Source organism: Streptomyces sp. NPDC021356, from assembly GCF_040641015.1.
In the GTDB taxonomy this organism is placed as follows: Bacteria; Actinomycetota; Actinomycetes; order Streptomycetales; family Streptomycetaceae; genus Streptomyces.
The window spans coordinates 127,991-146,917 of the sequence record NZ_JBFACU010000001.1; the positions used below are offsets into that span (position 1 = coordinate 127,991).

Consider the following 18,927-nt stretch of genomic DNA (forward strand, 5'->3'; position numbering starts at 1 on the left):
GTCCGTCAGTCGGCCGCGTGCGCCGGGCGTGCCTCGCGGCCGCCGGGGTGGCGGTGGCGCCAGGCCCAGAAGACGGCGCAGGAGACGACGGCCCAGGCCGCGAGGACCAGGAACGGGAAGGCGTGCTGGTGACCGGCGAAGTAGACGGCGGTGTGCTGGGCGTTGACCGAGGCGCCGGGCGGCAGCCAGCGGCCGATCCGGCCGAGGGGGGAGGGCAGCAGGGGCCAGGAGACCGCGCCGCCGGAGGAGGGGTTGCCGAGCAGCACCATCAGCCCCCACGTCGGCAGCATGGCCCAGCGTCCGAAGAGGGTGTTGAACATGGTGAAGACCATGCCGGACGTGAACATGGTCAGCGCGAGGATCAGCCAGGACTCGACGAACGGCAGGCGCAGGGCGCCCAGCATCCAGTCCACGACGGCGGCGATCACGAAGCCGCCCAGCAGGGCGTAGGCGGCGGTGAAGGCGATGCGTTCGAGTGGGTTCAGCGCCCGGGCGTGGACGCTGAGCTGGATGGCGCCGACGAAGCCGATGATCACGGCGGCGAGCGAGATGTAGAAGATCGCGAGGCCGCGCGGGTCGCCGTGCTGGAGCGGGTTGAGGTCGCGCACGGTGACGGGGACGCCGGTGCTCTGGCCGACCTTCTCCGCGGCCTCCTCCAGCACCTGGGCGACCGTGGCGCCCGAGGCGCCGGACACGTCGAGGACGACGGTTCCCCGGCCGGCTGGGATCTCCAGCACGGCGAACACCTTCTGGTCGTCCACCGCCGTGCGCGCCGCGGGCAGGCTGGGGTACGGGTGCAGCTTCAGCGAGGCGGCGAGCGCCTGCTCCATGCCGGTGACGAAGCGCCCGCCCTGCGGCTGGTCGTAGGCGCCGACGACCGCCGTGGGGATGGTGTGCGGGGTGGGGTTGGCCATGGCGTACGTGTAGGAGCCGGCGAAGAGTCCGGCCGCGGCGGCGAGGATCAGCGTCAGAACGGTGGCGGGCAGGAAGGGCGACTTCCGGAAGGCGGCCCAGCGCTCGCCCGGGGCGGGCGGCCGGCCGTGCTCACCGTGCGGCAACTCGGACATGGCGACCACGCTAGGTCATTTCACGGTGACTCCTCGCACCGAGCGGCCGGTGCGCGCGCCGTACGTACCGCCACCCCGCCGACCGGACGATTCCCGCCGCGGAGGGTCTCGGCGTGCACTTTTTACGGTCCCCGGTGCGCCCATACCGGACAAACCCGTGTGATTTGGAGGAACGCCGGCTTCTGCCCGACCATGGGCGTGCCCGGCGATCCCGGGCCCTGTTAGACGAGAGGCGCACCACTTCCATGCACGTCCCCGGGACCGCCCCGCAGTCGGCTCCGGCCCCGCGGGAGAACCCCGCGGCCCCCGCCCCGGCCGGGCACACCCCCGCCGGTGAACCGGCCGCTCCTGCCTTGGGCAGGCACTCCCGCCGCTTCGGGCTGCCCGTCGCCACCGCCCTGGTCATGGGCAACATCATCGGGGGCGGTATCTTCCTGCTCCCGGCGTCCGTCGCCCCCTACGGCACGGTCAGCCTGGTCGCCTTCGGCGTGCTGACCGTGGGCGCCATCGCGCTCGCGCTGGTCTTCGGCCGGCTCGCCCAGCGGGACCCGCGCACCGGCGGCCCCTACGTCTACGCCCGTGAGGCCTTCGGCGACTTCGCCGGCTTCCTGGCCGCGTGGGCGTACTGGATCACGACCTGGGTGTCGAACGCGGCGCTGGCCGTGGCCGCCGTCGGCTACCTCGACGTGCTGGTCCCGGTGAACGATCACCGCTGGACGGCGTGCCTGGCCGCGCTCGCCCTGCAGTGGCTGCCCGCACTCTCCAACTTCGCGGGCACCCGGTACGTGGGTGCCGTGCAGGTCGTCTCCACCGTGCTGAAGTTCGTACCGCTGCTGCTGGTCGCGGTCGGCGGGCTGTTCTTCTTCGACCCGCACAACCTCGGCCCGTTCAACGCGAGCGGCCACAGCGCGGTCGGCGCGGTCTCCGCCTCCGCGGCGATCCTGCTCTTCTCCTACCTCGGCGTGGAGTCGGCCGCCGTCAGCGCGGGCGAGGTCAAGAACCCGCGGCGCAACGTCGGACGGGCCACCGTCATCGGCACCGCCGGCGCGGCCCTCGTCTACCTGCTGGGCACGCTGTCCGTCTTCGGCACGGTCGCCCACAGCCGTCTGGTCGGGTCCTCCGCGCCCTTCTCGGACGCCGTGAACGCCATGTTCGGCGGCTCCTGGGGCGGCTGGGCGGTCGCGCTCGCCGCACTGGTGTCGATGACCGGCTGCCTCAACGGCTGGACCCTGCTCAGCGCCCAGACCCCGTACGCCGCCGCCCAGGACGGCCTGTTCCCCGCCGCCTTCGCACGGCGGCGGCGCGGGGTGCCGACCGTCGGTGTCGGTGTCACCGTCGTCCTCGCCTCGCTGCTCACCGTCTACAACTACACGTCGGGCTCGGCGAAGGTCTTCCAGGTCCTGGTGCTCGTCACCACGTTCACCGCGACCGTTCCCTACCTGCTGGCCACCGCCGCGCAGATCTTCCACCTCGTCGCCGGGCGCGGCCACCTGGTGAACCGGGCCCGTCTGGCGCGGGACTGCGTGGTCGCGGCCGTCGCGGCGGCCTTCTCGATGTGGCTGGTGGCGGGCGCGGGCTACGCGGCCGTGTACCAGGGAGTGCTGTTCCTGTTCGCGGGCGTCCTCGTCTACGCCGTGATGGCGGCCCGCCGCCCCAGGACGCCGTAGCCTCCCTCCGCCGGGTGCGCGCGGGATCGTCCGGCCGACCGGGCCGTACGGAGGAAGCCGGACGGTCCGCGCCGCCTCCTCCCACCCCGCCGACCGGGTGAGGACCGGGCGTGGCGTGCGCCGGGGCAGGTACGCGGCGGCCTCCTGCCGGCCCGTCGCCACGGCGGGGGGGGCGGGCGCCGCCGGTGCTCAGCGTCCGAGGAAGTCGAGCAGGTCCCGGTTGAAGCGCTGCTTGTCCCCGTCGACCATGGCGATGCCGTGGCTGCCGCCCTCGTAGACCTTGAGTTCGGCGCCGTGGACGAGCTGCGCGGTCTTGCGCGCGGTGGCGTCGACGGGCACGATCCGGTCGTCGTCGCCGTGCACGACCAGGGTCGGGACGTCGAACTTCGCCAGGTCGCCGTGGAAGGGCGTGGTGCCGAAGGCGTCGACGCAGGCGACGGCGCCCTCGACGGTCTGGGCCATGGCCATGTACCAGAACGCGTCCCGGTTGCCCTGAGTGACCCCGCCGCCCTCGCGGTCCGCGGAGAAGAAGCCCTCGGAGGTGTCCTTCCAGAACTGCGAACGCTCCTTCAGGATGCCGGCCTTGAGGTCGTCGAAGACGCTCTGCGGGACACCCTCGGGGTTGTCCGGGCCTTGCAGCATCAGGGGGGTGATGGCGGACAGGAGCACGGTCGAGCGCACCCGTCCGGTGCCGTGGCGGCCGATGTAGCGGGCGAGTTCGCCGCCGCCCATGGAGTGCGCCACCAGCGTGACGTCGCGCAGGTCGAGGTGGGTGAGCAGGTCGTCGAGGTCGTCGGCGAACGTGTCGAAGTCGTAGCCGTCGTAGACCGGGGTGGAGCGGCCGTGGCCTCGGCGGTCGTGGGCGATGCCCCGGTATCCGGCGTCGGCGACCGCCTTGAGCTGGTCGTACCAGGCGTCGCCGTTCAGGGGCCAGCCGTGGATGAACACCACCGGCCGTCCCCGCCCCCAGTCCTTGTAGAAGATCTCGACACCGTCTCGCGTGGTGCACACGGGCATGCTCGACACCTTTCGCCGGTCGCAGCAGGTCGCGGGATGTCCCGGGAGAAGTCGGGAACACAGGTGAAGCAGGGGAAACACGGGGGAGGAGAGCACGCGCACGCGCGGCCGGACACCGCCGGGGGCTCAAGCGCCCGGCACGGGCACGCCCCGGGCGCTTCCCTCCTCCATCGTCCCCGCCGACGCCGCCGCCGCAATTCGGCCGGGCACGACCACGAGATCGTGCGCCGGTTAGTTTGACGAGCGTCAGGGTCTGTCCGGCGGCAGCGCCGGCCCCGTTCCGGAAGGTGGCACGATGCCCAGCAGCCCGTCCCCGCACACCGACCTCACCGACCTGCCGGCCCTCGCCGGTCTCTACCGCGATCTCCACGCCCACCCCGAACTCGCCTTCTGCGAACACCGCACCGCGCTGATCGTGGCCGAGCGGCTGGGCGCCTGCGGGTACGAGACCGCGACCGGTGTCGGCGGTACGGGCGTCGTCGGCGTCCTGCGCAACGGCGACGGGCCCACCGTGGCGCTGCGCGCCGACATGGACGCCCTGCCGGTGGAGGAGCAAACCGGCCTGCCCTACGCCAGCAGCGCGCGGGCGACCGACGGGAACGGCAACGCGGTGCCCCTGATGCACGCCTGCGGCCACGACGTCCACGTCAGCTGCCTGCTGGGCGCGGCGGCACGGCTCGCGGCGGACCGCTCCTCGTGGCGCGGCACGCTGCTGCTGGTGTTCCAGCCCGCGGAGGAGGTCGGCCGGGGCGCGGGCGCGATGATCGACGACGGTCTCTTCGAGCGGTTCGCCCGGCCGGACGTGGTGCTCGGCCAGCACGTGGCGCCGCTGCCCGCGGGCTACGCCGGGCTGCACGCCGGGCCCGCTTTCGCCGCCTCCGACTCGCTGCGTGTGGTCCTGCACGGCAGCGGGGGCCACGGTTCGCGGCCCGAGGCGTGCGTCGACCCGGTCGTGATGGCCGCCGCGACCGTGCTCCGTCTGCAGGGCGTGGTCGCCCGGGAGGTCGCGGGCACCTCCACCGCGGTGGTCACCGTGGGCGCCCTGCACGCCGGGACCAAGCCGAACATCATCGCGGACCACGCCGAACTGCTGCTGAGCGTGCGCACCTACGAGCCCGCGGTGCGCACGTCGGTCCTGCGGGCCGTGGAGCGGATCGTACGGGCCGAGGCCGCCGCCTCCGGCGCGCCCCGCGATCCGGAGATCTCCGTGACCGAGTCGTTCCCGGCGGTCGTCAACGACCCCGAGGCGTCGAAGCGGACGCGGCGGGCGCTCGCCGGGGCCCTGGGCGAGGCACAGGTGGTCGATCCCGGGCCCGCGACCGCCAGCGAGGACGTCGGCATGCTCGCCGAGGCCGCGGGGGCCCCGTGCGTCTACTGGCTGCTGGGCGGCGCCGACCCGGCCGAGTTCGCCGCCGCCCGCACCGTCGAGGACGTCGGCCGGGTGGCCCGCGCCCTGCCGTCCAACCACTCCCCGCTGTTCGCCCCGGTGGTCGAGCCGACGCTCCGCGCGGGTGTCGCGACCCTGTCCGCCGCCGCCCGGGCCTGGCTCACGGCCAGGTGAACGACCGGGACACCGCCACGGGGTGACACGGCCGCACGCTCACCCTCGCCAGGCTTCGCGGGGCCGGCCGGTCCGCGGCCGACCGGCCCGGCTGTTCGACGACCGAATGGCCGAAGTCCTCGCGCAGGACGACGAACGGCCCAGTGGCGGGGCTGTTCGCACAGGACGGTGAACGGCCTCGGTCTCCGGCGCGGGACGGTGCGGGCTCGCGCACGCCACCCGTCCCGGAGGGTCGCCCGGCGGGGACCCTGCCGGCAGCCGCCCGACGGGACCCGGAGGGCGACGCGCGCCCGCAAGCGCGCCGGGAGGGGCGCCGTTCCCGGCCCGCGCGCGGCGCCCCTCCCCGTCGTCACCGCACGTAGTACCGGCGGTGGGAGCGGCTCAGACGACCTCGATGAGCAGGTCGCCGCCCTCCACCTGCTGGATGCGGTTGATGGCCAGCCGGCTCACGCGGCCCGACTTCGGGGCCGTGATCGCGGCCTCCATCTTCATCGCCTCGATCGTGGCGATGGTCGCCCCGGCCGCGACCTCCTCGCCCTCGGCCACCGCGAGGGTCACCACACCGGCGAACGGCGCCGCCACATGCCCGGGGTCGCCCCGGTCCGCCTTCTCCGTCACGGGCACGTCGGAGGCGGCGGCGGTGTCCCGCACCTGGATCGGGCGCAGTTGGCCGTTGAGGGAGGACATCACGGTCCGCATGCCGCGTTCGTCCGCCTCGCCGACGGCCTGCAGCTCGATCAGCAGGCGTACGCCGGGTTCGAGGTCGACGGCGTACTCCTTGGCGGGGCGCAGGCCGTAGAAGAAGTCCTTGCTGTCCAGCACGCTCGTGTCGCCGTAGGCCTGGCGGTGCTGTTCGAAGGCGCGCGTGGGCCCGGGGAACAGCAGCCGGTTCAGGGTCGCGCGCCGGGACTTGTCCAGGCCCTCGCGGTCCTCGGTGCTCAGCTCCGCGACCGGCTTGGCCTCGGCCCGGCCTTTGAGCGCCTTGGTGCGGAAGGGTTCCGGCCAGCCGCCGGGCGGGGTGCCGAGCTCGCCGCGCAGGAAGCCGATGACGGAGTCGGGGATGTCGAACCGGTCCGGGGTCTGCTCGAAGTCCGCCGGGTCGACGCCCGCGCCCACCAGGTGCAGTGCGAGGTCGCCGACCACCTTGGAGGAAGGGGTGACCTTCACCAGGCGGCCCAGGATCCGGTCGGCGGCGGCGTACATCGCCTCGATGTCCTCGAAGCGGTCGCCGAGGCCGAGGGCGACCGCCTGGGTGCGCAGGTTGGACAGCTGCCCGCCGGGGATCTCGTGGTGGTAGACGCGTCCGGTGGGCGAGGCCAGGCCCGCCTCGAAGGGGGCGTAGATCCTGCGGACGCTCTCCCAGTACGGCTCCAGGTCGCCGACGGCCTTCAGGTCCAGGCCGGTGGGGTGCTCGGAGTGGTCGGTGGCGGCGACGAGCGCCGACAGCGACGGCTGGGAGGTGGTGCCGGCCATCGAGGCGACCGCGCCGTCCACCGCGTCGGCGCCGGCCTGGATCGCGGCGAGGTAGGTGGCGAGCTGACCGCCCGCGGTGTCGTGGGTGTGCAGGTGGACCGGGAGGCCGAACTCGCGGCGCAGCGCCGAGACCAGCGTGGCCGCTGCGGGCGCCCGCAGCAGTCCGGCCATGTCCTTGACGGCCAGCACGTGTGCGCCCGCCTCGACGATCTGCTCGGCCAGCCGCAGGTAGTAGTCCAGGGTGTACAGGCGCTCGGCGGGGTCGGAGAGGTCGGACGTGTAGCACAGGGCGACCTCGGCGACGGCTGTCCCGGTCTCCCGTACGGCGTCGATGGCCGGCCGCATCTGGCCGACGTCGTTGAGCGCGTCGAAGATGCGGAAGATGTCGATGCCGGTGGCCGCGGCCTCCTGCACGAAGGCGTCGGTGACCTCGGTCGGGTACGGGGTGTAGCCGACGGTGTTCCGGCCGCGCAGCAGCATCTGCAGGCAGATGTTGGGCACGGCCTCGCGCAGGGCGGCCAGGCGTTCCCACGGGTCCTCGGCGAGGAAGCGCAGCGCGACGTCGTAGGTGGCGCCGCCCCAGCACTCCAGGGAGAGCAGGCCGGGCAGGGTGCGGGCCACGGCGGGGGCGACGGCCAGGAGGTCCTTGGTGCGCACCCGCGTGGCGAGCAGTGACTGGTGGGCGTCGCGGAAGGTGGTGTCGGTGACGCCGAGGCCGGGTGACTCGCGCAGGTGCCGGGCGAAGCCTTCGGGGCCGAGTTCGACCAGCCGCTGCCGGGAGCCCGCGGGCGGCTCGCCGGCGGGCAGCGGCGGCAGCTTGGTGACGGGGTCGACGGTCCCGGGGCGCTCGCCGTGCGGCTTGTTGACCGTCACGTCGGCGAGGTACGTGAGCAGTTTGGTGCCGCGGTCGGCGGAGGAGCGTGCGGTGAGCAGGTGCGGGCGCTGTTCGATGAACGAGGTGGTGACCCGCCCGGCCTGGAAGTCGGGGTCGTCGAGGACGGCCTGGAGGAAGGGGATGTTGGTGGACACGCCGCGGATGCGGAACTCGGCCACCGCGCGCCGGGCCCGGCCGATCGCCGTCTTGAAGTCCCGTCCGCGGCAGGTGAGTTTGACGAGCATGGAGTCGAAGTGGGCGCTGATCTCCGTACCGGCGTGGGTGGTTCCGCCGTCGAGGCGGATTCCGGAGCCGCCCGGTGAGCGGTAGGCGCTGATCCGGCCGGTGTCGGGGCGGAAGCCGTTGGCCGGGTCCTCGGTGGTGATCCGGCACTGCAGGGCCGCGCCGCGCAACCGCACGGTGTCCTGGGACAGTCCGAGATCGGCCAGGCTCTCGCCGGCGGCGATGCGCAGCTGCGCCTGGACCAGGTCGACGTCGGTGACCTCTTCGGTCACCGTGTGCTCGACCTGGATGCGCGGGTTCATCTCGATGAAGACGTGGTGGCCCGCGCGGTCGAGCAGGAACTCCACGGTGCCCGCGTTGCGGTAGCCGATCTCGCGGGCGAAGCGGACCGCGTCGGCACAGATGCGCTCGCGCAGGTCCGGGTCCAGGTTCGGCGCGGGGGCGAGTTCGATGACCTTCTGGTGGCGGCGCTGGAGCGAACAGTCCCGCTCGAAGAGGTGGATGACCTCCCCGGTGCCGTCGGCAAGGATCTGCACCTCGATGTGGCGGGGTTCCACGACGGCCTTCTCCAGGAAGACGGTGGGGTCGCCGAAGGCGGAGGCGGCCTCGCGGGAGGCGGCCTCGATGGACTCCCGCAGCGCGGCCGGGTCCGCGACCCGCCGCATCCCGCGCCCGCCGCCGCCCGCGACGGCCTTGACGAACACGGGGAAGCCGATGTCGTCGGCGGCCCGGACCAGTTCGTCCACGTCGGTGGAGGGGGCCGAGGAGCCGAGCACGGGCACCCCCGCGGCCCGGGCGGCGGCCACCGCGCGGGCCTTGTTGCCGGTCAGTTCGAGGGTGTCGGCGTCCGGGCCGACGAACGTGATCCCCGCCCGCTCGCAGGCGCGCGCCAGTTCCGGGTTCTCGGACAGGAAGCCGTAGCCCGGGTAGACGGCGTCGGCGCCCGCCCGGCGCGCGGCGCCGACGATCTCGTCCACGGAGAGGTAGGCCCGTACCGGGTGCCCCGCCTCGCCGATCTCGTAGGCCTCGTCGGCCTTCAGCCGGTGCAGCGAGTTGCGGTCCTCGTAGGGGAAGACGGCGACGGTGCGCGCGCCCAGTTCATAGCCGGCGCGGAACGCGCGGATGGCGATCTCGCCGCGGTTGGCGACCAGTACCTTGCGGAACATCTGGATCCCTTCGGCCTGCCGGTGACGAGGACCATGGTGTCGGTCACACCTCCGGCACGCCATGTGAACCGGGCCACTTGTCGCGCTCACGGGTGCGCGCGGTCGTCCGACGGGCCGTCAGAAGGTCCGGTTCGGGGCCCGACTGTCGCGTATCGTCCGCGGAATTGTCAGTGATCGGTAACAGCGGGATCCCCCGAGGGGGTTTCCCCGTCATCCTGGGTGCACGGCAACACGGAAGACGGCGAGAAGCGGGGCGGGACATGGTGCGGCATGGCGGCGGACGGGGTTGGCACGGGCGGGTGCTGGCGGCGGCTCTCGGGGTGACTGCGGTGGCCGCCGCCACCTCGGTGTGGACCGCGCAGGCCGATCCCTCGGGCGGGGGCAAGGCGCAAGCGGACGCGTCGGCGAGCGCGGACGCGGCGGGCGCGCAGGGTTCGGCCGCGAAGGTGGCGGTGACCATCGCGCACGCCTCGGACAAGGGAGCCCGGGGCGTCAACATCACGATCGACGACGGGCCGGACCCCCACTGGACACCGCAGGTGCTGGAGGTACTGCGGGAGAACGGGGTGAAGGCCACCTTCTGCATGGTCGGCACGCAGGCGAAGGCGTACCCGGACATGGTGAAGGCGGTGGTGGCCGCCGGGCACCGGCTGTGCGACCACACGGTGTCGCACGACACCGCCATGGACCACAAGTCGCAGGCCTACCAGTCGCGGGAGATCCTCGACGCCGAGAAGATGATCACGGAGGCGTCGGGCGGCGTCCGGCCGATGTACTACCGGGCGCCGGGCGGGGCGTTCACCCCGTACAGCCGTCAGCTCGCCGCGTCCCGGGGGATGCGGCCGCTGGGCTGGAACGTGGACACCAAGGACTTCGAGCACCCCGGCACCCCGGCCATCGTCGCCACCGTCAAGCAGGAGGTCCGCAACGGGCCGACCGTCCTCTTCCACGACGCGGGCGGCGACCGCGCCCAGACCGTGGCCGCCCTGCGTGAGGTGCTGCCCTGGCTGAAGCAGCAGGGGTACTCCTTCGGCTTCCCGGTGCGCTGACCGCGCCCGGCCGGGTACGGCCCGGCCGGGTACGGCGTGAGGTGAGCGGCGGCCGGGTGGTGCGCTCCTGTCGGTTCAGACGGGGCGCGCCGCCCGGCCGCCGCCGTCCCCGGCCGGCGCGGCGGGCCCGACCTCCCGACTGGCGGCGAGGGCCGCGACCGTGACGGCGGCCCAGCCCAGCGCGGTCGCGACGGTGGCCGCCCGGCGGACGCGTCCGGTGACGCCCGTCCCGAACAGCGCCGCGTCGCCCACGTCGGAGGCGATGCGGACGAGGGTGGCGGTGACCAGGGCGGGGCCGCGGGGGGCGAGCAGCATGGCCAGCCCGCTCGCGGCGTCGCGCCACGCGAGTGGGCGCAGGGCCATGGCGGTGTGTGGATGGGTGTTCCCCTCCGGGTCCACCAGGCCCACCGGGCGGGCCAGCCAGTCCGGGCGGTACGCCGCCACGACTCCGTACACGGCCGTCGCCGCCCCGACCGAACGCAGCAGTCCTGTACGCACCGAACGCACCTCCGTTGACGAGAAACCCTGTGTGAGAGCAGGATCAGCACAACCGTGGAAGTCCTGTACGAGCGACTGGCTCTGGCTGCCCTGTTTTCTGTGCGTACATACCCACTTGCGCCTTTTTGGGTGCACAGCGGAGGAGTACTACCCCTAACAGGAGGCGGTCATGATCCTCCTCGGTGTCATTCTGCTCGTCGTCGGTTTCGTCACCGGCATCTCGATCCTGTGGACCATCGGCATCATCCTGGCCGTGATCGGCGCGGTGCTGTGGGTGCTCGGCTCCATGGGGCACGCCGTGGCCGGCCATCGCCACTATTGGTGACCGCCCGCACGGTCGCCCCGCCGTCATCCGCTCTCCCGCGCGCGCCGCGCCCAGCCGGTGCTCCGCTCCGCGCGGGTCCGCCGTACCCACTTGGCCCACCGCGCGCACGGACCCGGTCTATTCCGCGTGGGGCTGGGTAACCGGAGAATCGGAAGAGCAGTAACACAATGTGACAGTTTGAGGCAACCGTATGGCCATCCCGCTTAGGCAGAAGGCGTCGGATGAGCCGGACCGGTACAGGAGCACGCCCGCCGCACTGCGCTGGGACGCCCGCTGGGACAGCGGGGCGATCACCGCCGCGGAGGCTCGCGCGGCCGTCGGCAGATTCCTGGACCGCGTTCGTGTCACCGGCCGCACACCCGTCCCCGAACGCGTGGAACAGGACGCGCAACTGGTGGTCAGCGAGCTGATCACCAATGCGGTACGGCACGCTCCGGGCCCCTGCGGGCTGCGCCTGGAAGCGGAGCCCGAGACCGGGCTCGTCCGGATCAGCGTATGGGACACCTCGCCCCAGCCGCCCCGGCCCCGGCCGCGCGACGGCCGCCGGGTGGGCGGGCACGGGCTGGAGATCGTCGGCGCGCTCAGCCGCAGTTTGACCGTCACGGACCGTGACAGCGGCAAGGAGATCACCGCACAGCTGCGGCTGCCCTCCCCGTCGCGGGAGGGCTGAGCCGCCGGTGGCCGGTCCGGCAGCCCGGTAGGGTGCCAGGCCCTCTCCAGGGCGGTCCGCCGGCGCCCGGTGCCCGCGGCCTCCGGCTGCGGATGCGTCGCCGGGACGGCCGGGCCATGCTGGAGGAGGACCACGCCGTGAAGCCGTGAAGGAGTACGCGATGAGCATGATGGACAAGCTCAAGGGGCTGCTCAAGGGGCATGAGGAGCAGACCGGCAAGGGCATCGACAAGGGCGGTGACTACATCGACGAACGTACTCAGGGCAAGTACCGCGGCCAGGTGGACACGGGCCAGGACAAGCTCCGGGAGCAGCTCGGCGACCAGGACCGGGGCCCCGGCACCGGCCAGCCGCCGCGCTGAGCTGCGGCTCACCCTCTGAGGACGTTCATCACGGTGCGCGCACCGGGGCGGCGGTGCCCGGTCAGGGAACGCGGGCGACGCCGGCGTAGATGCCGCTGCCCTCGGGGCGCGGCGCCGGGGGCCGCTGGTACCACTCGGTCGCCGTCACGAGGCCGGGCTCGACGAGATCGAGGCCGTCGAAGAAGCGCGCGACCTCCCCACGGGTGCGGAAACCGAGGCGGATGCCGCCCTTGGCGTACTCGGCGGTGACCTGCTGCGCCAGTTCCGGATAGAGGTCGCAAGCGGCGTGCGAGAGCACGAGGTAACTGCCCGGGGGCAGCGCGGCGCGCAGTGCGTGGACGATGCCGTGGGCGTCCTGGTCGTCCGGCACGAAGTGCATCAGCGCGATCAGGGAGAGGACCACGGGGCGGTCGAAGTCGAGCACCCTGCGGGCGTGTTCGAGGATCTGGTCCGGGCGGCGTACGTCGGCCTCGATGTAGTCGGTGACGCCCTCGGGCCGGCTGACGAGCAGGGCCTCCGCATGGCGCAGCACGATCGGGTCGTTGTCGGTGTAGACGACCTTGGCGGTGGGGACGGTGCGCTGGACGATCTGGTGCAGGTTCGGCTCGGTGGGGATGCCCGTGCCGACGTCGAGGAACTGGTCAAGGCCGCGGGAGGCGAGCCAGGCCGCGGCCCGGTTCATGAACGCGCGGTTCTGCCGGGCGGCGTCATGGGCCTCGGAGGGCAGCTTGCGGCCGACGGCCTCGTCGACGGGGTAGTTGTCCTTGCCGCCGAGCAGCCAGTCGTACACCCGGGCGGGATGTGCCCTGCTGGTGTCTATCTGCGGGGACGGGAGGTCGGGGGTGCCGGTCGCCATGGCGGACTCCGTCGTGCGAGTGGATCAGGCGGTGATGTCGATCACCGCAGTCTCGCACACTGTTTCCCGTCCCCGTAAGCGAGTTGGGCGTGCCCGGCGTCACGGCGAGGTGGGCGCGCCGCGCGTCACGACGGGGCCGGCCGCTCCCCGTACACGCGGTGCGGTTCCGCGTCGGCCCACTTGACGTCCAGGCCGAGGCCGGGCCTGGAGGGGTCGGGTCGCAGGGCTCCGCCGTCGGGCGGGAGGGTGCCGTCGAACACCAGGTGCTCGAAGCGGACGTGGTCGTGGAAGTACTCCAGGTGCCGCAGCCGCCGCACGGCGCAGAAGGCGTGGGCGGAGACGGCCGGGGCGCAGTGGGCGGAGAGGTCGAGGTGCCGGGCCGCCGCGAGTCCGGCGACCTCCAGGAGTGCGGTGATGCCGCCGCATCGGGTGACGTCCGCCTGGAGGCAGTCCACCGCGTCCCCGTCGACGAGGTTGACGAAGTCGCGGCTGTTGTAGGCGTACTCCCCCGCGGTGATCTCCAGCCGCGCCGGGCCGTGCCGGCGCAGGGACCGCAGGCCCTCGATGTCCGCGGAGCTGACCGGCTCCTCGAACCACCGCACGTCCCACTCCTCGTGGAACCGGTGCGCCCAGTACAGCGCCTCCTTGCGGCCCAGCGCGCCGTTGGCGTCGGTGAAGACCTCCGGCTCGTCGCCGATCGCCCGGCGCACGGCGGTCAGCCTCCCCGGGTCGCGCCCGGGGTCGCGGGAGGTCTTGAGCTTGACGCGCGGGATGCCCTGCTCGACCCAGCCGGCCAGTTGCTCGGCGAGGCGGTCCTGGGGGTAGTTGGTGAAGCCGCCGCTGCCGTAGACCGGCACCCGGTCGTGGTGGGCGGGCAGGACGTGGACCAGGGGCAGTCCCAGCAGCCGGGCCTTGAGGTCCCACAGGGCGATGTCGGCGGCGGAGACGGCCATGGCGCCCACACCGGGGCGGCCGGCGTTGCGGATCCGCCGGCCCATCAGTTCCCACAGTGCCGGCGGCGAGCAGATGTCCCGGCCCGTCAGCAGCGGGGCGAGCGTGCCGGACAGGAAGGCGGCGACCGACAGGTCCCCGTAGGTGTAGCCGAGGCCGGTCCGTCCGCCGGCGTGCACCCGGACGAGGACCATGGTGGTGGAGCTCCACTCCAGGGTGCCGTCCTGTTCCTCGCCGTCCGGCCCGTCGGTGGGCAGTTCGAAGGCGTGGACGTCGACGGCGTCGATCCGCGCGGGCTCCATGGCTGTCTCCTTCGGGGGTCGGCGCTGCCGTTCTGTGCGTGTGACCCGCGGGCCGGGTGCGTAAACGGCACGGCCGCACGGGCCACCGTCCCGGCGCACGCGGCGGGCGCGACACACCGGGTGGGTCACCCCTGGGGCGGAACGTGCGCGGCAGGCGGCGGAAGTCCTGCATGAGGCGGTCGCGGAGCGGGTCCGAATGAAGCACTCCGTGCGCCTATCCCGACCCGTCCTGGACGCCGGGCGCAGCCGTCCACCGATGGGAACCCGCCGTGCAGACCTCGACCAGCGTCCCGGGACGCGGTGCCCGTCGCACCCTGCCCTCCCGGCCCTCCGGCACGCACTCCGACGGCGACGAGGGCCTCGTCCAGGTCCCCTGCACGGGCTTGGTCGAGGCGGTCGGCCGGTGCGGCCCGCGGCGAGGGCGCGCGTTCCTGCCGTACGCGGTGCCGGCCGTGGCCGGGGAGGTCCGGCGTCATGTGCGCGACTGCGCGGGGGGCCTGCGGGGCCTGCGCGCCCGGTGGGACGAGCACTCGCGGCTGCGGGCGGCCCAGGTGCCGCCGCGCCGCTCGGGGCACGGCGACGGCGGCAGGCCGGCGGAGCCGGAACGGGCCGCCGGAACGGGCCGCGGGGACGGCCCGGGAGGACGTCCGGCCGGCCCTCCGGGCGAAGCGGGCGCGGCGTCCGGCGCCGCTGGACGAGGAGCGGGGGTCCGGCCGCGCGGGGCCGCGGGCCGAGACGCCGGGCGCCCAGGAACCCGCGCTCGACCGGGCCACCGAGCGGGTGGCGCCGCGGGGCGGGCCGCGCGCCCTGCCCGCGCGGGGGCGCCGGGTGCTGGGCCCGTACTTCCCGGAGCCGCCGACCCGGTGGCGGGTGGCCCGGGCAGTGGGTCTGGCCCGGACGCACGTGTCCCGGCCGGCCGCGCCGAGTTGCGCGCGGCCGCGGGGCCGCCGGGCGTGGCGGTGCGGCGCGCCGCCGGCGCACGGGCGCCGTCGGGGGCGCCGGGCCACCGCCGCGCCGCACCACCGATGCCAGTTCTCGCCCACCGGCGGGCGGCCACTCCCCCGCTTCCCGCCGCGGAACCCGAGGTGATCCATGCGTGTCCTGCTCGTCCATCCCAGTGCCCTGATGTACTCGGAGATCTTCCTCAGGCTGGAGCCGCTCGGCCTGGAGCGGGTGGCCGCGGCGGCCCGTGACGCCGGGCACGAGGTGCGGGTGGTCGACCTCCAGGTGCTGCGGCACCGGGATCTGCGCCAGGTCGTGCACTCCTTCCGGCCCGAGGCGGTCGGCTTCGGGCTCAACTACCTGGCGAACATCCCGGAGGCCATCGGCCTGTCCCGCGCCGTCAAACAGGTGCTGCCGCGGTGTTTCGTCTTCTTCGGCGGGCACAGCGTCTCCTTCGTCGCCGACGACGTGCTGCGCCAGGCGGGCGGGGCCGTCGACGCGGTGGTGCGGGGCGAAGGGGAACCGGCCATGGCGCCGCTGCTGCGGGCGGTGCGCGAGGGGGGCCTGCAGGAGGTTCCCGGGATCGTCACGACGGACGGGCACGGTCTGGCGCCGCTCATGATGCACGGCATCGACGAGCCGCGCCCGGCCCGCGATCTGATGCGCCATCGCCGCCGCTACTTCATCGGCGAGCTGGACCCCTGCGCCTCGATCGAGTTCACCCGCGGCTGCCCCTGGGACTGCTCCTTCTGCTCCGCCTGGACCTTCTACGGCCGCAGTTACCGCAAGGCGAGCCCGCGCGCCGCCGCGGACGAGCTGGCCTCCATCGCCGAGCCGAACGTCTTCATCGTCGACGACGTCGCCTTCATCCGGCCCGAGCACGGCAACGACATCGCCGCCGAGCTGGAACGCCGCAGGGTCCGCAAGCAGTACTACCTGGAGACCCGCGCCGACGTGCTGCTGCGCAACACCGAGGTGTTCGAGCGCTGGACCCGGCTGGGCCTGCGCTACATGTTCCTCGGCATGGAGGCCCTGGACTCCGAGGGCCTGGACCAGTTCCGCAAGCGCGTCGACCCGGACGACAACTTCCGTGCCCTTCAGACGGCGCGGCGGCTGGGGATCAACGTCGCCATCAACCTCATCGTCGATCCGGCCTGGGACGAGGAACGCTTCCGCCTGGTGCGCGAGTTCGCCCTGACCGTGCCGGAGATCGTGCACCTGACGGTGATGACCCCCTATCCGGGCACGGAGATCTGGCACACCGAGTCCCGGCGGCTGACCACACGGGACTACCGCCTGTTCGACATCCAGCACGCCGTGGTCCCCACCACGCTGCCCCTGCACCGCTTCTACGAGGAGCTGGTGCGCACCCAGTCCGTCATCAACCGCAAGCACCTCGGGCTGCGCACCGCGTTCGGCGCGGCCCGTGTCCTCGCCGACCGGCTGGCGCACGGCCAGACCAACTTCGCCCGGATGCTGTGGAAGTTCAACCGCGTCTACAACCCGCAGCGCCAGCTGGCCGACCACCGGCGCCCCGTCCGTTACCAGCTGCCGCTGCCGCCGCGGGCCCCGGTCGGCGACCGCCGGCAGCTGTACATCCACACCCGGCCGGTGCCGCGTCGTGGGCCCGGGGCCCGGCCTTCGGACGGGCCGGCCGACCGGACGCCCTGAGGCGGCGGCGAGTCACTGGTTCAGCGCGTGGAGGACGCTCATGTCACACACACATCCCGGTCTGGAGGCGTCGCGGCGGCCCGCGCGTCCTCCCCGGGGCAGCACCGGCGAACGGGTCCGGGACTACCTGACCACGACGGACCACAAGAAGATCGGCAACCTGTACCTGGTCACCTCGTTCGGCTTCTTCATGGCCGCCGGCATCATGGCGATGCTGATGCGGGCGGAACTGGCCCGTCCGGGATTGCAGATCATGAACGAGGACCAGTACAACCAGCTGTTCACGATCCACGGCACCGTCATGATGCTGCTGTTCGCGACACCGACGTTCGCCGGGTTCTCCAACGCGATCATGCCGTTGCAGATCGGTGCCCCGGACGTCGCCTTCCCCCGGCTGAACGCCCTGACCTACTGGTTCTTCCTGTTCGGCGGGATCACCGTGGTGTCGGGGTTCGCGGTCGACCTGGGCGCGGCGCCCTTCGGCTGGTTCGCGTACGCGCCGCTCAACAGCGCCGAGCACAGCCCCGGGCACGGCGGCGACCTGTGGGCCATGGGGCTGGTCGTGGCGGGGCTGAGCACCACCCTGGGCGCCGTCAACTTCATCGCGACGATCCTGTGCCTGCGCGCGCCGGGCATGACCATGTTCCGGATGCCGATCTTCACCTGGAACGTGCTGTTCACCTCGATCCTGGTGCTGCTGGCCTTCCCGGTGCTCACCGCGGCGCTGCTGGCCCTGGAGGCCGACCGCAAGTTCGGCGCGCGCATCTACGATCCCGCCAACGGAGGGGCGCTGCTGTGGCAGCACCTGTTCTGGTTCTTCGGCCACCCGGAGGTCTACATCGTGGCGCTGCCGTTCTTCGGCGTGGTCACGGAGATCATCCCGGTCTTCAGCCGCAAACCGGTCTTCGGGTACGTCGGCATGGTGGGAGCGACCATCGCGATCACCATGCTGTCGGCCACCGTGTGGGCCCACCACATGTTCGCCACCGGCGGGGTCCTGCTGCCGTTCTTCTCCATGCTGTCGTTCCTGATCGCGATTCCCACCGGGGTGAAGTTCTTCAACTGGATCGGCACGATGTGGAAGGGCAGTCTCTCCTTCGAGACCCCGATGCTGTGGACGGTCGGGTTCATGGTCACCTTCCTGCTGGGCGGGCTCAGCGGGGTCCTCATCGCCTCCCCGCCGCTGGACTTCCACCTCACCGACAGCTACTTCATCGTGGCCCACCTGCACTACGTGCTCTTCGGGACGATCGTCTTCGCGACGTTCGGCGGCCTGTACTTCTGGTGGCCCAAGATCACGGGGAAGCTGCTGGACGAGCGGCTGGGCCGGATCCACTTCTGGACGCTCTTCGTCGGCTTCCAGACGACCTTCCTCGTCCAGCACTGGCTCGGTGAGAGCGGCATGCCGCGGCGCTACGCCGACTACCTCGCGGCCGACGGGTTCACGGCGCTCAACACCATCTCGTCGATCGGCGCCTTCCTGATCGGCCTGTCCACCCTGCCGTTCCTCTACAACGTGTGGAGGACGGGCCGTCACGGCACGCAGGTGGACGTGGACGACCCGTGGGGGTTCGGCCGCTCCCTGGAGTGGGCGACGTCCTGTCCCCCGCCCCGGCACAACTTCACGGCGCTGCCGCGCATCCGGTCCGACTCGCCCGCCTTCGACCTGCACCATCCCGATGTCCTGCGGGAGCTGCCGCCCGCCGGGCATGGGGCCGCTGAGCCCACACCCGACACCCTGGGGACGCAGAGCGAATGAAATCCGAGGCCTACCTCTTCGCCGGCGTGGCCGTGTTCTTCCTGCTCACCGACGCGGCCTACATCTGGTTCGCGCGGGAGCCCGCGGGCATCGCCGCGCTGACGGTGTCCTGCTTCATGTCGTCCGTGATCGCCTTCTTCTGCCTGATCAACCACCGGCGCAAGGGCGCGCGCCCGGAGGACCGGGCCACCGGGGAGATCCGGGAGCGCAGTGGTCGCGTCGACTTCTTCCCCCCGCACAGCGGGCACCCGGTGGTGACCGCCGCCGGGGTCACGCTGTGCGCCGTCGGGGTCGTGTACGGGTTCTGGCTCTTCATGATCGGCTTCGGTGTCCTCGCCGCCGGGCTGATCGGCATGGTGCTGGCGTTCGTGGGCCGCCAGGACGGCTGACCACCCGGCGGACTCGCGGGACTTCCATGAGATTTCGGGATAAATGGCGCATAAGTCACCCATACGGGGGAACCCTTGCATAGAGC

15 protein-coding genes are annotated in these 18,927 nt (G+C 72.8%); 9 read left to right on the top strand and 6 right to left on the bottom strand.

Annotation, left to right across the window (positions count from 1 at the left end; all coding sequences use genetic code 11):
* Positions 1–5: 5 nt before the first annotated feature.
* On the bottom strand, positions 6–1,067 hold the full coding sequence (locus AB0G56_RS00570; RefSeq protein ID WP_360961351.1) for an ABC transporter permease: 1,062 nt from the start codon (positions 1,065–1,067) through the stop codon (positions 6–8).
* A gap of 245 nt (positions 1,068–1,312) precedes the next feature.
* Here AB0G56_RS00570 and AB0G56_RS00575 point away from each other — a divergent pair, with 245 nt between their 5' ends.
* Entirely contained in the window at positions 1,313–2,734 is a 1,422-nt protein-coding gene (locus AB0G56_RS00575) for an amino acid permease (protein ID WP_360961354.1), read from the top strand.
* A gap of 189 nt (positions 2,735–2,923) precedes the next feature.
* Here the strand turns inward: AB0G56_RS00575 and AB0G56_RS00580 are convergent, their stop codons facing one another.
* Positions 2,924–3,751, bottom strand: a complete 828-nt coding sequence (locus AB0G56_RS00580) for an alpha/beta hydrolase (RefSeq protein WP_360961357.1) — start codon at positions 3,749–3,751, stop codon at positions 2,924–2,926.
* 295 nt (positions 3,752–4,046) lie between these two features.
* Between AB0G56_RS00580 and AB0G56_RS00585 the strand changes: the two genes are divergently transcribed.
* Positions 4,047–5,312, top strand: a complete 1,266-nt coding sequence (locus tag AB0G56_RS00585; RefSeq protein ID WP_360961359.1) for an amidohydrolase — start codon at positions 4,047–4,049, stop codon at positions 5,310–5,312.
* Positions 5,313–5,693: 381 nt separating this feature from the next.
* On the opposite strand, the gene AB0G56_RS00590 is transcribed toward AB0G56_RS00585, so the two are convergent.
* A complete protein-coding gene (locus AB0G56_RS00590) occupies positions 5,694–9,068 on the bottom strand; it encodes a pyruvate carboxylase (RefSeq protein ID WP_360961362.1) in 3,375 nt (1,124 codons plus the stop codon).
* Positions 9,069–9,328: 260 nt separating this feature from the next.
* Here AB0G56_RS00590 and AB0G56_RS00595 point away from each other — a divergent pair, with 260 nt between their 5' ends.
* The gene (locus AB0G56_RS00595; RefSeq protein ID WP_360961364.1) at positions 9,329–10,117 is read left to right on the top strand and encodes a polysaccharide deacetylase family protein; all 789 of its coding nucleotides are present in this window, start codon (positions 9,329–9,331) and stop codon (positions 10,115–10,117) included.
* Between the two features lie 75 nt (positions 10,118–10,192).
* Here the strand turns inward: AB0G56_RS00595 and AB0G56_RS00600 are convergent, their stop codons facing one another.
* On the bottom strand, positions 10,193–10,615 hold the full coding sequence (locus AB0G56_RS00600; protein WP_360961367.1) for a hypothetical protein: 423 nt from the start codon (positions 10,613–10,615) through the stop codon (positions 10,193–10,195).
* Between the two features lie 169 nt (positions 10,616–10,784).
* Between AB0G56_RS00600 and AB0G56_RS00605 the strand changes: the two genes are divergently transcribed.
* From AB0G56_RS00605 to AB0G56_RS00615, 3 genes are all read left to right on the top strand, one after another.
* A complete protein-coding gene (locus AB0G56_RS00605) occupies positions 10,785–10,940 on the top strand; it encodes a DUF6131 family protein (protein WP_360961369.1) in 156 nt (51 codons plus the stop codon).
* Between the two features lie 190 nt (positions 10,941–11,130).
* Positions 11,131–11,610: an ATP-binding protein gene (locus tag AB0G56_RS00610; protein ID WP_360961372.1), complete on the top strand. Its 480-nt coding sequence runs from the start codon at positions 11,131–11,133 to the stop codon at positions 11,608–11,610.
* A gap of 160 nt (positions 11,611–11,770) precedes the next feature.
* Positions 11,771–11,971 carry an antitoxin gene (locus tag AB0G56_RS00615; protein ID WP_360961375.1) on the top strand — a complete coding sequence of 67 codons (201 nt, stop codon included), beginning with the start codon at positions 11,771–11,773 and terminating at the stop codon, positions 11,969–11,971.
* 61 nt (positions 11,972–12,032) lie between these two features.
* Here AB0G56_RS00615 and AB0G56_RS00620 read toward each other — a convergent pair whose 3' ends face one another.
* Together AB0G56_RS00620 and AB0G56_RS00625 are read right to left on the bottom strand one after the other, a co-directional pair.
* Complete coding sequence (locus tag AB0G56_RS00620; RefSeq protein WP_360961378.1) at positions 12,033–12,827, bottom strand: SAM-dependent methyltransferase; 795 nt, start codon at positions 12,825–12,827, stop codon at positions 12,033–12,035.
* A 125-nt stretch (positions 12,828–12,952) separates the two neighbouring features.
* Entirely contained in the window at positions 12,953–14,080 is a 1,128-nt protein-coding gene (locus AB0G56_RS00625; protein ID WP_360961380.1) for an enolase C-terminal domain-like protein, read from the bottom strand.
* 1,092 nt (positions 14,081–15,172) lie between these two features.
* Here AB0G56_RS00625 and hpnR point away from each other — a divergent pair.
* Genes hpnR through AB0G56_RS00640 form a run of 3 tightly spaced genes read left to right on the top strand, consistent with a single transcriptional unit; the run spans position 15,173 to position 18,841 of the window.
* Complete coding sequence (gene hpnR / locus AB0G56_RS00630) at positions 15,173–16,693, top strand: hopanoid C-3 methylase HpnR (RefSeq protein ID WP_360961383.1); 1,521 nt, start codon at positions 15,173–15,175, stop codon at positions 16,691–16,693.
* Positions 16,694–16,733: 40 nt separating this feature from the next.
* Positions 16,734–18,452, top strand: coding sequence for a cytochrome c oxidase subunit I (gene ctaD, locus AB0G56_RS00635; RefSeq protein WP_360961386.1), 1,719 nt, complete (start codon positions 16,734–16,736; stop codon positions 18,450–18,452).
* Complete coding sequence (locus AB0G56_RS00640) at positions 18,449–18,841, top strand: cytochrome c oxidase subunit 4 (RefSeq protein ID WP_360961389.1); 393 nt, start codon at positions 18,449–18,451, stop codon at positions 18,839–18,841. Before ctaD ends, AB0G56_RS00640 begins: the two co-directional genes overlap by 4 nt.
* Positions 18,842–18,927: the final 86 nt, after the last annotated feature.